This is a genomic window from Rhizobium sp. PAMB 3182 (assembly GCF_052908355.1).
This window is the reverse complement of sequence record NZ_CM128607.1, coordinates 1784608-1797963: the sequence shown is the minus strand read 5'-3', so window position 1 is coordinate 1797963 and position 13356 is coordinate 1784608. Positions and strand designations below refer to the sequence as shown.

Annotated in this window: 12 protein-coding genes; 5 read left to right on the top strand and 7 right to left on the bottom strand. The window is 63.1% G+C overall.

Features of this window, described 5'->3' with window-relative positions; genetic code table 11:
- Positions 1-171 precede the first annotated feature (171 nt).
- Positions 172-1308 (top strand): fumarylacetoacetate hydrolase family protein, encoded by a 1137-nt coding sequence (locus ACU5AZ_RS08960; RefSeq protein ID WP_446825649.1) that lies wholly within the window; start codon positions 172-174, stop codon positions 1306-1308.
- An 88-nt stretch (positions 1309-1396) separates the two neighbouring features.
- Positions 1397-2122: a copper homeostasis protein CutC gene (locus ACU5AZ_RS08955; RefSeq protein ID WP_446825648.1), complete on the top strand. Its 726-nt coding sequence runs from the start codon at positions 1397-1399 to the stop codon at positions 2120-2122.
- On the opposite strand, the gene ACU5AZ_RS08950 is transcribed toward ACU5AZ_RS08955, so the two are convergent.
- From ACU5AZ_RS08950 to ACU5AZ_RS08930, 5 genes are read right to left on the bottom strand one after another with little or no spacing between them, the layout of a single operon-like run.
- Positions 2123-3562 (bottom strand): M81 family metallopeptidase, encoded by a 1440-nt coding sequence (locus ACU5AZ_RS08950; protein WP_446825647.1) that lies wholly within the window; start codon positions 3560-3562, stop codon positions 2123-2125.
- A gap of 10 nt (positions 3563-3572) precedes the next feature.
- The gene (locus ACU5AZ_RS08945) at positions 3573-5492 is read right to left on the bottom strand and encodes a beta-N-acetylhexosaminidase (protein WP_446825646.1); all 1920 of its coding nucleotides are present in this window, start codon (positions 5490-5492) and stop codon (positions 3573-3575) included.
- Positions 5493-5525: 33 nt separating this feature from the next.
- Positions 5526-6305 carry an SDR family oxidoreductase gene (locus tag ACU5AZ_RS08940; RefSeq protein WP_446825645.1) on the bottom strand — a complete coding sequence of 260 codons (780 nt, stop codon included), beginning with the start codon at positions 6303-6305 and terminating at the stop codon, positions 5526-5528.
- A gap of 23 nt (positions 6306-6328) precedes the next feature.
- Positions 6329-7192: a MurR/RpiR family transcriptional regulator gene (locus ACU5AZ_RS08935; RefSeq protein ID WP_446825644.1), complete on the bottom strand. Its 864-nt coding sequence runs from the start codon at positions 7190-7192 to the stop codon at positions 6329-6331.
- Positions 7193-7215: 23 nt separating this feature from the next.
- A complete protein-coding gene (locus ACU5AZ_RS08930; RefSeq protein ID WP_446825643.1) occupies positions 7216-7605 on the bottom strand; it encodes a RidA family protein in 390 nt (129 codons plus the stop codon).
- A 100-nt stretch (positions 7606-7705) separates the two neighbouring features.
- On the opposite strand from ACU5AZ_RS08930, the gene ACU5AZ_RS08925 reads away from it, so the two are divergent.
- Genes ACU5AZ_RS08925 through ACU5AZ_RS08915 form a run of 3 tightly spaced genes read left to right on the top strand, consistent with a single transcriptional unit; the run spans position 7706 to position 10792 of the window.
- Positions 7706-8197, top strand: coding sequence for a hypothetical protein (locus tag ACU5AZ_RS08925; RefSeq protein ID WP_446825642.1), 492 nt, complete (start codon positions 7706-7708; stop codon positions 8195-8197).
- 30 nt (positions 8198-8227) lie between these two features.
- Positions 8228-9703, top strand: coding sequence for a M81 family metallopeptidase (locus ACU5AZ_RS08920; RefSeq protein ID WP_446825641.1), 1476 nt, complete (start codon positions 8228-8230; stop codon positions 9701-9703).
- The gene (locus tag ACU5AZ_RS08915; RefSeq protein ID WP_446825640.1) at positions 9704-10792 is read left to right on the top strand and encodes a D-TA family PLP-dependent enzyme; all 1089 of its coding nucleotides are present in this window, start codon (positions 9704-9706) and stop codon (positions 10790-10792) included.
- 25 nt (positions 10793-10817) lie between these two features.
- On the opposite strand, the gene ACU5AZ_RS08910 is transcribed toward ACU5AZ_RS08915, so the two are convergent.
- Both ACU5AZ_RS08910 and ACU5AZ_RS08905 read right to left on the bottom strand, forming a co-directional pair.
- Positions 10818-11951, bottom strand: a complete 1134-nt coding sequence (locus ACU5AZ_RS08910; protein ID WP_446825639.1) for an ABC transporter ATP-binding protein — start codon at positions 11949-11951, stop codon at positions 10818-10820.
- A gap of 155 nt (positions 11952-12106) precedes the next feature.
- Positions 12107-13321, bottom strand: coding sequence for an ABC transporter substrate-binding protein (locus tag ACU5AZ_RS08905; protein WP_446825638.1), 1215 nt, complete (start codon positions 13319-13321; stop codon positions 12107-12109).
- Positions 13322-13356: the final 35 nt, after the last annotated feature.

The following is a 13356-nucleotide window of genomic DNA, read 5'->3' as shown; positions in this document are numbered from 1 at the left end:
TGTGGCGCCCAAACGCCCTCAAATCCCGGGCATTATTTGCAAAATGCCTTATCAAGCGGTTAAGCGATCGCGTAAGTATTGACTATTGGCCTGGCGCGCCACGCTGCGGCGTTGACGTTTCGCCGGTGGTCACCCTATGACTGTCCCTCGAAACAGGATGAGGAGAAGGCCATGTCGGCGCAGGAATTTACAACCGGACTTTTCGTGGGGCGTGTCTGGCGTCGGGACATCGACGGCCCGGCTCTGGTCGTTCTGCGTGATGGCAAGGTGGTCGACATTACCGGCAAAGATGCCCCGACCATGCGTGATCTGCTCGAGAAGGACGATCCCGCCGCCTACGCCCGCACGGCGAAGGGGGAGACGCTCTGCGCGGTGACGGACCTGCTGGATGCGCCGCAGGGCAAGGCATTGACGCTGCTCGCGCCCTGCGACCTCCAGGCGGTCAAGGCCTGCGGCGTCACCTTCGCCCGCTCGATGATCGAGCGCGTGATCGAGGAACGTGCCGCCGGCAATGCGGCGCTCGCACTGAAGATCCGGGAGAAGGTCACATCCATCATCGGCGACAGCCTGCGCAACCTGAAGGCCGGCTCGCCGGACGCCGAGAGGGTCAAGCAGGCGCTGATCGAGGAAGGCGTCTGGTCGCAATACCTCGAGGTCGGCATTGGTCCGGACGCTGAGGTCTTCACCAAGGCTCAGGTCATGTCCTCCGTCGGCCACGGCGCGGACGTGGGGCTTCACCCCGTCTCGAAGTGGAACAATCCCGAGCCGGAGATCGTGCTGGCGGTCAACAGCCGCGGCGAGGTCAAGGGCGCGACGCTTGGCAACGACGTTAACCTGCGGGACGTCGAGGGCCGCTCGGCCCTGCTGCTCGGCAAGGCGAAGGACAACAACGCCTCCTGCGCGATCGGCCCGTTCATCCGTCTGTTCGATGAGACTTACACGATCGACGATGTCCGGCAGGCGGAATTGGATCTCCTGATCGAAGGCACGGACGGCTACGTGCTGCACGGCAAGAGCTCGATGAAGGAGATCAGCCGCGATCCGCTCGATCTCGTCGCCCAGACGATCGGCCGTCACCACCAGTATCCGGATGGTTTCATGCTGTTCCTCGGCACGCTGTTTGCGCCGGTGGAGGACCGGGATTTTCCGGGGCAGGGCTTCACGCACAAGGGCGACGACGTCGTGACGATCTCCAACGATCGCCTTGGCGCGCTCAGCAACCGGGTCCGTCTGTCGACGGAATGCGAGCCGTGGACCTTCGGCGTTTCGGCGCTGATGCGCAATCTTTCGAAGCGCCAGCTCCTCTGATTGCGAATAGAAGCTATGCGCTGAAGGCGGTTGTCACGCCGCCTTCAGGCCATAAATTCTTTGCCACCCAAGAGGAGTGGGATAGTTCATGGCCGAGCGTATTCTCGAAGTCTGCATTGATGATGAAATTGGCATGATGGCAGCCTTTCGCGGAGGGGCGGGCAGGCTGGAACTCTGTAGTGCGCTCTCCATCGGCGGGCTGACCCCGACCCCGGGCCTCATTGCGGCCGCCGTGAACCTGTCCATCCCCTGCTACGCCATGATCCGCCCGCGCGATGGCGATTTCGTCTACTCCGAATCGGAGTTTTCGATGCTGATGCGCGAAATCGACATGGTCCGGCGCGCCGGCGTCGATGGCGTGGTGCTCGGCGCCACACGGCCCGATGGCCGCCTCGACTACAATCTCCTGAAGATCCTTACCGGTCATTCCGAAGGGCTCGGCATGACGCTCCACCGGGCGATCGACCTCGTCCCGGATTTCGACGAGGCCGTCGAGATGGCGATCTCGCTCGGCTTCGAGCGCATCCTGACCTCCGGCGGCAAACGCACTGCGCCGGAAGGCGTCGATGTCATCGAACGGGCGATCGAAGTGGCGGCCGGCCGCATCTGCATCATGCCCGGATCCGGCGTCAATTCGGAAACGATCGACGTCCTGCTGCCGCGACTGAAGACGAATGAGATCCACGGCTCCTGTTCCGTCTCCGTCCCGGTCAGCAATCCCAAGGTCATCGAGCTTGGCTTTGCCCCGACCAATCCGAAGAAGACCGACGAGGCAAGTGTACGCGCCCTGAAGACGAAGATCGACAAGCTCTGATCAGCGCGTCTGCCACCGTTTCGAAAGCACCGCTTCCGGCTTGAAATCGAAATCCTTCTGAAACGGATAGATCGGCCGCTGCCGGCGCGCGTTCGCCAAGGCCTCGATGTCCTGATTGACCGAACCGTCCGTCAGCGCCATCAGGTTTGGATTGGCGATCGGCGCCAGCTCCGGCGACAGATAGCCGGATTTCACCACCAGCAGCCGGACGGATTTCGGATCGAGGCCGAGCCGCGTGAAATCGGCGATGTTGTGATAGGGGCGACGTCGTGCCGAAAGGACGACGGTTATGCCGCCGATCTCGACGACGGCCTGCCGCTCGGGCGCGTCGGTGGGATCGTCCAGCCGGACGACATGTGCCTCGACCGTGACCGGTTGGCTCGCCGGATCGAGGCTGCCGCCGATGGTGAGCGTCACGCTCTGCGCTTCGCCGGCGGCAAAGCAGGCCTCCACCGATGGTCGGTCGCAAATGCCGGCAACGAGCGCGTCCTGCCAGCCGGCGGCAAGCAGCGCGGCAAGCACGTCCGCCCTGTCGCCGACCCCGCCTCCGGTCGGGTTGTCGCCGGAATCTGCGAGGATGATCGGACGGGTGTCTGTCTGCGATGCGATCTTTAGCATGTCCTGAAGCGGCCCTGTCGTCGGCCCGAAGCGGAAGTCCGCCCGCGCATTCCAGTAGGCCGTGGCCAGTTTCTCCGCTTCCCGCATCGCCGTCGCCCGGTCCGTCGCCGTCATGATCGCCGCCGCCGTTGCCCGCGGCTCGTCCGCCCAGACGTAACCCACCATCAGATTGGCATCGAGAATGCCCGCAACACCGTCGATCTCCGGCAGCAGGCCATAGAGCCCCTTGGCCGGCTCGTCTTCCGTCGAGGTCCTTTCGCCCGGCAACAGCACCGGGATCTTCGCCCAGGCGATGCCGGGCCTCACGCCGGACGTCAGTGCCTCGACCAGCATGGAGAAGGCCCGCTCCATCGTTTCCTGCGTGTCGATATGCGGGGCCGTGCGATAGGCCGCGAAAATGTCCAGCCGGTCGATGATCGGCTGGCTGACATTGCCGTGCAGGTCGTAGCTGGCGGCGACCACGCAGTCGGGTCCGACGACATCGCAGGCCGCCGAAATCCAGTCTGCTTCCGCATCGTCCATGCCTTCGACATTCATCGCGCCATGCATGGCGAGATAGAGGCCGTCGACCGGAAGCACGGCGGACAGCCGTTCGAGGAACTCCGTCTTGAAGCGTTCGTAAGTCTCGCGTGACACAGGGCCGCCCGGCACGGCCCGGGCATGCATCAGCGGCAGGCAGTCCATGCCGGCCGCTGCCATGAAACGGAACCGTGCGTCGGCAAGAAGGTCGTCGCCCCTGACGACCCGAAAATCCTCTTCCTTCATGAACACCGAGGAAGATGTCGAGCATTCCGTGTGAATGCCGCCGAAGGCGATGCGCATGGTCATCTCCTCAAAGCGTGGGTGAAAGCGGGGCGATCGCCGCGAAACGCAGCCAGTCCTTCCGTGCCCTCGGTGTCCATGCGGCTTCGGCGATCGCGCTGAGGCGCGGGAAGACCAGATGGTTGAAATAGGCGCGCGAGATGAAGTTCTCGGTCCAGATGCAGGCCTGGATGCCGCGCAGCCGTCCCTTCAGGTCTTCCGGAAACTCGCCTTCCGCCTCGTAGGCGTAGCTGTGCGCCGGCGGCACCGTCCCCGCCCAGCTGGCACCGGGCTCCTGCCATTCCTCGGCCTGCACCATGTCGAGATAATAGGCCTGGCCGGGCGTCATGACCACGTCGTAGCCTTCGCGTGCAAGCTCTATCCCCACCTCCGGGTTCTGCCACGCCATCAGCAGCGTTCCATCGGCGCTGACGCCGCCGCCATGGGCGACCTCGTTCCAGCCGGCAAGCTTGCGGCCGCGGGCGTCGAGCATCGCCTTCACCCGCTTCATGAAATGCGATTGCAGCTCGAAGGTCCCGGCAAGAGCTTCCTTGTCCATCAGGGCACGGGCGAGCGGCGATTTCAGCCACGAGCCGTCGGCGACCTCGTCGCCACCGATATGGATGTATTCGGAGGGGAAGAGCGCGACCATTTCATCGAAGACCTTGCCGAGGAAATCATAGGTCGCCTCGATCGCCGGGTTGAGCGCGTTGTTCGGATACCCCTGGACGGAGCGGTAGCTGTCGGGTGCCTCCTGGCCGTCTGTCAGCTCCGGATAGGTGACGAGGACTGCCGTGCAATGGCCGGGAATGTCGACTTCCGGTACTGTCTCGATATGGAGCGAGGCAGCATGGGCGACGATCGCGCTGACCTCTTCCTGGCTGTAGAAGCCATGGCGCGGTTCGGCTCCGTCGCCGAGCTGCGGGATCAGCGGTTCGTCGGGACCGCGGCGCGCGCCGGTGTCGGTCAGTGCGGGGTATGCCTTGATCTCGAGGCGCCATGCCTCGTCGTCGGTCAGGTGCCAATGGAAGATGTTGAGCTTATGCCAGGCGAGAAGATCGATGAAGCGCAGGACGTCCGCGGTCGGAATGAACTGGCGGGAGACGTCGAGATGGCAGCCGCGCCAGCCATAGCGCGGGCTGTCGGAGATCCGTCCGGACTTCGGGAAGCGGAAGCCGCTGCCGCCGGGACGGGCGCCATGGAGCAGCTGCGCCAAACTGGTCAGGCCGTATTGCCGGCCGGCAGCGCCGCCATAGGCGAGCTTGATGCCGCCGGGTTCGAAGGCGATCTCGTAGGCTTCATCAGCAAGCGCGGACGTTTCGGCAAATTCGACTGCAACGCCGCCATCGACCGCGACGAGCGAGAAGGGCAGGTGATCGATCGGAAAGAGCCGCTGATAGAGCCCCTGGATCGCTGCCATGGCAGCAACGTCGGCGCCAGCAGTGCCCGCTGCAGGAAACAGCGCGACGGGCACCTCGGTCCCGGGTTCCAGCGTGCTTTCGCGCGGCCAGGGCAGAAGCGAGAACGGCTCGTTCGCCTTGCCTTCGGGCAGAAGGCGGGGCGGCGTCTGGCTTTCCGCGCCCTTTAGCATCAGGTCGCCGATCGCCACGGCCAGATGACGGTTATCGACCGTCGTGACATAGGCGGACTTCGCGCCGTCCGTGACATGCTTTGCCGGGCGCGTCAGCCCCTCGACCGTGAAAGACCAGATTGCTCCGGGCGCGAGCGTAAAGCCTTCCGGCGGCGCGTACTCGTGATAATTGGCGACCTTCCTGGTGAGGCGGGCATTTTCGCAGACGTGCTTTTCAGCCGTCCGGGTCAGCGACGTGTACGAGAGACGAAAGCCGGTCAGGGCTTCTTCGGACAGATTGACCAGCGAAAAATGGAATTTTCCGGAGGTGCCGGCAATGGGTTCCCAGGCAGCTTCCAGGCGAAATAGAGGAATGGTCATGATGGGGGCTCTTTTATCGGGAGGTTTTGAACATCAGTAATCGGCAGACTGGCTGAAGGTCGCCGCCAGTTCCGCCTGGCCGGCCGTCAGGCCACAGTCGACAGGCAGGCAGACGCCGGTGATCGATCGTGCCGCCGGACCGGCAAGGAATCGCACGGCGCTTGCCACGTCTTCCGGCGGCACGACGCGTTGCAGTGGATACCAGCGGCGCGCCTCCTCGAAGACGTTCGGATTGGCCGCCGCGCGCGCTTCCCAGGCCTGTGTGCGCACGGTGCCGGGCGCCACCGCATTGGCGCGGATGCCGAACTTGCCGTACTCGACGGCGATCAGCCGGGTGAGGTGGATCATGCCGGCCTTGGCGGCGCTGTAGGCCGGATGGCCGAAGACGTTGAGGCCGTTGACGGAGGCGATGTTGACGACCGACCCCTGCGACTGCTTCAGCGCGCTTTCGAACGCCTTGAAGCAATGAAAGCAGCCGTCGAGGTTGAGCGCCATGTCGCGGCGCCAGTTGTCTCCCGTCGTGCTCTGCAGGGAGATGTCTCGGGCAGCACCGGCATTGTTTACGAGCGTGGCGACCGACCCGAGCCCCGAGGCGAAGGCCGCCAGCGCTTCGGTCGACTGCGGGTCGGTGATGTCGCAGGCAAACGGTTCGAAGCGGGCGCCGTCGTCCGAGAGGCTGGCTGCGGCCGCTGCCGCCGCCGAAGCGTCGATATCGGCGAGCACGATCGCCTCATGGTCGCCGGCAAGGGCGCGGGCGATAGCCCGTCCGATGTCCCCGGCCGCTCCCGTCACCACTGCAACGCTCGTCGCCATGTCGTTTCGTCTCCGATAGTGTTCTAGTCGCCGAGAAGCTGGCGGTCGTCCTCGTCGCGGAACGTCACCAGCTGCTGCTTGATGCGCCGGAGCGTCGCCGTCGCCTGGTTCTTGATCTTGTGGGCCGCCACATTGGCAAGGACGTCGGTCATCGCGAGATAGGCGATACGCGTCGAGGTCGGGCGGAAGATGTCGACGCCTTCGGCAAGGTCGATCGTCAGGGCCAGCCCCGCCGCTCTCGAAACCGGACTGTCGCTCTGCGTCAGCGCGATGGTGAAGATGCCATATTCCCGCGCTTGTTCCAGGATGCGGACCAGTTCGCGGTTGCGCCCCGAAAAGGAGGACCCGACGATCACGTCCTGAGTGGTGGCGGCGGCCGTCATCATCAGCATCATCTGGTGGTCGTTGCAGGCCGTCACGTTGATGCCGAGCCGGAAGAGACGGTTCTGCATTTCGTTGGCGACCATGGAGGAGTTGCCGCCGGACCCGAAGGCATAGATCATCCGCCCCTCGGCAATCCACGTTGCCGCCGCCTCGACCTTTTCGAGGTCGATCGACCGGTGCAGGGCGTAAAGCGCCGACTGCGCCTTGGTGATGACGTTCTCGGCGATGTCCTGCGGCGATGTCGCTCGGGTCGTCGGATTGAGGTAGCGCGTGCCGACGAAGGCCGTCTGTGCGAGCCGCACCTTGAACTCGGAGAAGCTCTGGCATTCGAGCCGCCGGCAGAAGCGCGTCACCGTCGGCGGCGAGACGTCGGCCCGTTCGGCAAGCTCGATGATCGAGGCGTTGACCGCGAAATCGAAATCCGAAAACAGGATGTCGGCGATGCGGCGCTCCGATTGGGAGAGGGCCTCTTTCTCCTGCTGCAGCCGAGTGAGAATGTCCATGAGGTCCCCCGCTTACTGTTGGTCTAGGCCTGGCGGGCCTTGTAGGCCACGCAGTCGATTTCGACCTTGCAGTCGACCATCATCCGCGACTGCACACAAGCGCGCGCCGGCGGATGTTCGCCGAAATAGCCTTCATAGATCTTGTTGAAGCTCCAGAAATCCCGCGGGTCGTCCAGCCACACGCCGACCCGAACGACATGCTCGAGCCCGTATCCGGCTTCCTCCAGAATGGCGATGACATTCTGGATGGTCTTGTGCGTCTGTGTGACGATGTTGCCTTCGATGATTTCGCCGTCTTCCATGGCAACCTGGCCGGAAACATAAAGCCAGCCGTCCGCTTCGACGGCACGCGCAAACGGCAGTCGCTGCCCGCCCGCGCCCTTCTTTTCCGCTCCATATCGCTTGATCGTCATGTGACCCTCATTATGCAAATTATTTTCTTATTTCGTTGACAATTGACCAGATAAGGCGGAAATTTGCCAGACAAAATTGCAATTCATGAAAAGAATTTAAATGCGCGACCCGTTCAAGAACCCTTTCGACGCATCAGACAAGGCGCGCAGCGCCATTTGGGAGATGCTTGTTCCGCGCGATATCGATGCCTTCCTGGCGGCCGACTGGAGCATGGTCGCGAACGATTTCGTCGAGGATGGCTTCATCGGCATCGACGGCGGCAAGACAGAGAGCCCGGACGACTGGCGGCTCGCCTTTCCGACGCTCGGGCACTACCGCGCAGAGTGGCTGCGCCAGGCGCAATCCTTCCAGAAGGAGAGCTTTGCCGAGGACCCGCGCACCGCGATCTTCACCACCACGACACTGGAAGACATCGAGATCAACGGCGACATGGCGCTGGTGCGCAAGAAGTTCGACGGCTCGATCCTGAAGGCCGATGGCGAGCGAGACATCATGAAGTGGCAGACGCTCTATTATTGCAGGCTGCATGAGGGACGCTGGAAGATTTCCGGTTTCACCGGCTACCTGCCCAATCCGATGGGTGGGAAATAAGCCGCAATCATGCCGGGGAGGCCTTCATCCTTGCGTTTCTTTACCGCTGCTCTTGCGACCGAAACCAATACGTTCTCGCCGATCTGCATCGACCGGCGCGCCTTTGAAGCCTCGCTCTACGCGCCGCCGGGAAAGCACCCGGCAACGCCGACACTCTGCTCGGCTCCGGTGACGGTCGGCCGGCGTCTTGCGCGCGAGCACGGGTTTGAACTGATCGAGGGTACGGCCACCTGGGCCGATCCGGCAGGCCTCATCAACCGCGAGACCTATGAGGGGCTGCGCGACGAGATCCTCGAGCAATTGCGTGCGGCACTGCCGGTCGATGGCGTCGTCCTCGGCCTGCACGGCGCCATGGTCGCCGACGGCTACGACGATCCGGAAGGCGATTTCCTGTCGCGCATACGCGAGATGGTCGGTCCCGACGTGCTCGTCTGCGCCGAACTGGACCCGCATTCCCATCTGACCCGCAAGCGTGTCGAGGCTGCGGACTTCTTCGTCGCCTTCAAGGAATTCCCCCATACCGATTTCGTCGATCGCGCCATCGACCTCTGGCAGATCGCGATCGATACGGTCGAAGGCCGGGTGACGCCGCGCATGTCGGTCTTCGACTGCCGGATGATCGACGTCTTCCCGACCTCGCGTGAGCCGATGCGTTCCTTCGTCGACCGCATGATGGACATGGAGAGCGCCGATCCGGATATCCTGTCGCTCTCCGTCATTCACGGCTTCATGGCCGGCGACGTGCCGGAAATGGGGACCAAGGTGATCGCCGTCACCAACGGCAAGCCGGAAAAGGGAGACGAGATCGCCCGCGATCTGGGAATGGAGCTTTTCAGCCTTCGCGGCACCTTCATGATGCCCCAGCTGGATGAGAGGGGGGCCGTCGACGAGGCGCTGAAGTCAGCCGAAGGGCCGGTCGTCATCGCCGACGTCTGGGACAATCCCGGCGGCGGCACGGCGGGCGATTCCACAGTACTTTTGGAAGAGCTTCTGTCCCGCGGCGTCACGGGCGCCGCCTTCGGCACGATCTGGGACCCGATCGCCGTGCAGATCTGCATGGCGGCAGGCAAGGGGGCGGAAATCCCCTTGCGCTTCGGCGCCAAGTCCGCGCCCGGCACCGGCAATCCGGTCGATGCGCGGGTGACGGTCGTCAAGCTGTTGCGCAATGCCGAGATGCGCTTCGGCGAAAGCTATGCGCCCTTCGGCGATGCGGCGCATATCCGCTTTGCCGGCATCGACGTCATCCTCAACTCAACACGGGCGCAAAGCTTCGACCCGAGCCTGTTCGAGGTCATGGGCATCGATCCGCGGGCGCAGCGGATTCTGGTCATCAAGTCGACGAACCACTTCTATTCATCCTTCTCCAAGATCGCCTCGAAAATCATTTACTGCGCGGCCGGGACGCCCTATCCCAACAACCCGGCCAGGACGCCCTATCGCAAGGCGCGCAGGACCATCTGGCCGATGGTCGAAAATCCCCACGCAGAAAAGGATGTGGTCGCTTAAATGAACCCCTTCGAACTGAAGACCGGCATGGCTCTTGCAGGCTTGTCGACCCCCGTTCCGGTCATTGATGAGACCGTTCTCGCCAGCAACATAGCCCGCGTTCAGTCCTACATGGACGAGCATGGCCTGGCGTTCCGTCCGCATATCAAGACCCACAAGATCCCGGCACTGGCCAAGGCGCAGACGGATGCCGGCGCGCGCGGCATTAACTGCCAGAAGGTCACGGAGGCCGAAGTCTTCGCCGATGCCGGCTTCGACGACATCCTGATCACCTTCAACATTCTCGGCACCGAGAAGCTTGCCCGTCTGGTCGCACTCAACGACCGCGTCGCAAGCCTCAAGGTCGTGGCCGACAACGGCATCACCGTGGCGGCACTCTCGCGGGCGTTCGCAAATGGCAAGCCGCTGACCGTGCTCGTCGAATGCGATACCGGCGGCGGTCGCTGCGGCGTGCAGACGCCCGAGGATGCGCTGGCGCTGGCAAGGCAGATCGTCGGATCGATGGGGCTGACGTTCGGCGGGCTTCTGACCTACCCGAAGGCATCCAGTGAAGAGGCGGTCGAGCGCTGGATTTCCAAGGCCGTGGCGCTGCTGGGCGACGCCGGCATCAACTGCCCGGTGATCAGCAGCGGCGGCACGCCGAGCCTGTTTTCAGCCCATCTCGTGCCGTCGGCGACGGAGCACCGAGCGGGGACCTATATCTACAATGACCGTTCGATGGTGCGCGCCGGCCACTGCGATTACCGCGACTGCGCCATGCATATCCTGGCGACCGTCGTCTCCCGCCCGACGCCCGACCGGGCCGTGATCGATGCCGGGTCGAAGGCGCTGACCTCCGACCTGCTGGGTTTTGCCGATTACGGCTACCTGCCGGATTATCCGCAGGCCGTCATCACCGGCCTGTCGGAGGAGCACGGCGTCATCGATATTTCGAAGGTTTCCGGCGAACGACCGGCGATCGGCGATCGGGTCCGCATCATTCCCAACCACACCTGCGTGGTCTCGAACTTATTCGATGAGATGGTGTTCCACCGGGACGGCCAGGTCACCCGTATCGAGAAGATCGCCGCCCGGGGATTGGTCTGGTAGGGAGCCCTCGGGCTCCCTCCATTTTTCAGTGCGTCATCGTCAGGAGTTGCGGATCGATCGCCGTCAGTGCGACCTGGCGTTCGAACGCGCTGCCGTCCTCGTCGAAGAGGTGGCAGTCTGACGCGAAGAAGCCGCTTTCGACCGGTGCCTCGGATGCAAACGAGGCGAGACCGTCGAACAGGCCACAATAGTTCTCCGTCTCGCCGAAGGGCAGGATGAAATAGGCGACGGTGTGGGCGCCGAGCCGTTCGACAACGGTTGGGACCGCCGAGATCTTCATGTCGCCCTGACCCATCTTGATGTGTTCGGGGCGGATGCCGAGCGTCAGCGTCTTGCCGACCGGATTGCCGTGCGGCTTGACCGGAACCGTGATCGACTGGCCCTCATAGGACACCGTGATGCCGTCCGGTCCGGAGGCCGTGCAGCTGACCGGCAGCATGTTCATCTTCGGATTGCCGATGAAGCCGGCGACGAACAGGTTCTGCGGCTTGTGGTAAAGCTCCAGCGGCGCGCCGTACTGGGCGATGTCGCCGCCATTCAGCACCACGATCCGGTCGGCCATGGTCATGGCCTCGACCTGGTCGTGGGTGACGTAGACCATGGTCGCCTTGAGGCGCTTGTGCAGCTTGGTGAGCTCGATGCGCATTTCGCCGCGCAGCGCAGCGTCGAGGTTCGAGAGCGGTTCGTCGAACAGGAAGATCTTCGGTTCGCGCACAATTGCCCGGCCGATGGCCACACGCTGGCGCTGGCCGCCGGACAGCATGCCCGGCTTCTGCTGCAGGCGTTCCTCGAGCTGCAGCACGCGCGCGGCTTCGTGAACCTTCTCCTTCAGTTGCTTTTCGGGCATCTTCTCGACCCGCAGCGGGAAGGCGATGTTCTCGAAGACGGTCATGTGCGGATAAAGCGCGTAGGACTGGAACACCATCGCGATGCCGCGCTTGACGGGCGGCAGGTCGTTGACACGGTTGCCGGCGATGTGAATGTCGCCGTCGGAAATCTCCTCAAGCCCGGCGATCATCCTCAAAAGCGTGGACTTGCCGCATCCGGACGGGCCGACGAAGACCACGAATTCGCCTTCGCGGATTTCGAGGTCGATGTCCTTGATGACGTCGTAGGTGCCGTAATTTTTGCGAATTTTGGTGAGGTTAAGCTGTCCCAAAACGCCAACTCCTGTCGTCCGTTTCATGCGGACGTATGATATGCGATCGGTTGAACAATACCGGAAATGCCTTGCACTGAGAATTGGCGGCACCCCGGAGGTGAAAAAAGAGCGGCCCACCGTTCCAGGAAGGAAAGGCGGGCCGCAGGCTGGGATTACTTGTAGTCTTCGATCTCGGTGGCAGCCTTCTTGATCGCATCCTCAGGCTTGGCCTGCTTGGTGACGACCGACTGCACCATGTCGATCATGGCGTTCTGGAACGCCTTGTAGTCGGTAAACAGCGGCTCTGGACCACCATTGGAGATACCGTCGAGGAACGGCTTCCAGGTCGGGTCGGCCTTGACCATTTCTTCCACGCCGGCAACTGGACGCAGCGGCGTCAGGCCATGGGTCTTTTCATAGAAGAACTGGTGTTCCGGGTTGGTCAGCCACTTGGCAAGGTCGGCTGCCTTGTCTTCGTAGCCGGTGCCCTTGAAGACGGCGAGGCTGTCGGTGATCAGCAGCGTGCCGGGGCCCTTGGCCTCGGGGCCGAGCGGCAGCGGAGCCACACCCCACTTCAGGTCCTTGTTGACGCGCACGCGCACCCACGGACCCTGCTCGATCATTGCGACCTTCGCATCGTTGAACAGCGGCGTCAGTTCGTCCTGCTCGTAGGCGGTCGGACCTTCTTCCGAAACGTCCGTCATCTTGCCGTACCAGGTCAGCGCCTCGATGTTCTCGGGGCTGTCAAGGGTGATCTTGCCTTCGTCGTCTATGACCGTGCCGTTATTGGTGTAAACCCAGTGCAGGAACTGGTGCATTGTGTTGTCGAAGGTCTTGGCGGTCAGACCATAGCCGGCGGTGCCGGTCTTTTCCTTGATGGTCTTGGCCATGTCATAGAGTTCCTGCCAGGTCTTTGGCGGGGTTTCCGGGTCGAGGCCGGCCTTTTCGAACAGGTCCTTGTTCCAGTAGAGCGCCTTGGTGGAGAAGGCGACCGGAACGCCCCACTGCTGGCCATCGAAGGTCACGGTGGAGACGATGTGCGGATAGTAGGAGGCCTTTTCCTCGTCCGTCATCGGTACGGGAACGATCAGGTCGCTCTCGGACAGCTGCTTCAATGTGCGCGAGCCGACATAGGCGAGGCCGACCGGCGTGCCGGCCGCGGCAAGCGTCGTGATCTTGTCCTGGCACTGCGCCCAGCCGACGATTTCGACGGAGACCTTGTAGCCCGGGTTCTTGGCTTCCCATTCCTTGATGAAGCCGTCATAGCCTTCGGCGAGCGAATCGCCGCACTGGATCATGGTGACGGTCGTGTCTTCAGCGGCGGCCAGCTGCGTGGAGGCGAGAAGCGCCACGACTGCTGCGCCAACGAGATTTCGGGTCATGCTCATTGTCTGGGTTCCCTTCTATTGTTTGCCCGTTCGGC

Excerpts from the sequence above, each read along its gene's own strand:
- ACU5AZ_RS08960 (WP_446825649.1), top strand. The coding sequence starts at position 172 with ATGTCGGCGCAGGAATTTACAACCGGACTTTTCGTGGGGCGTGTCTGG.
- ACU5AZ_RS08955 (WP_446825648.1), top strand. The coding sequence starts at position 1,397 with ATGGCCGAGCGTATTCTCGAAGTCTGCATTGATGATGAAATTGGCATG.
- ACU5AZ_RS08950 (WP_446825647.1), bottom strand. The coding sequence starts at position 3,562 with ATGCGCATCGCCTTCGGCGGCATTCACACGGAATGCTCGACATCTTCC.
- ACU5AZ_RS08945 (WP_446825646.1), bottom strand. The coding sequence starts at position 5,492 with ATGACCATTCCTCTATTTCGCCTGGAAGCTGCCTGGGAACCCATTGCC.
- ACU5AZ_RS08940 (WP_446825645.1), bottom strand. The coding sequence starts at position 6,305 with ATGGCGACGAGCGTTGCAGTGGTGACGGGAGCGGCCGGGGACATCGGA.
- ACU5AZ_RS08935 (WP_446825644.1), bottom strand. The coding sequence starts at position 7,192 with ATGGACATTCTCACTCGGCTGCAGCAGGAGAAAGAGGCCCTCTCCCAA.
- ACU5AZ_RS08930 (WP_446825643.1), bottom strand. The coding sequence starts at position 7,605 with ATGACGATCAAGCGATATGGAGCGGAAAAGAAGGGCGCGGGCGGGCAG.
- ACU5AZ_RS08925 (WP_446825642.1), top strand. The coding sequence starts at position 7,706 with ATGCGCGACCCGTTCAAGAACCCTTTCGACGCATCAGACAAGGCGCGC.
- ACU5AZ_RS08915 (WP_446825640.1), top strand. The coding sequence starts at position 9,704 with ATGAACCCCTTCGAACTGAAGACCGGCATGGCTCTTGCAGGCTTGTCG.
- ACU5AZ_RS08905 (WP_446825638.1), bottom strand. The coding sequence starts at position 13,321 with ATGAGCATGACCCGAAATCTCGTTGGCGCAGCAGTCGTGGCGCTTCTC.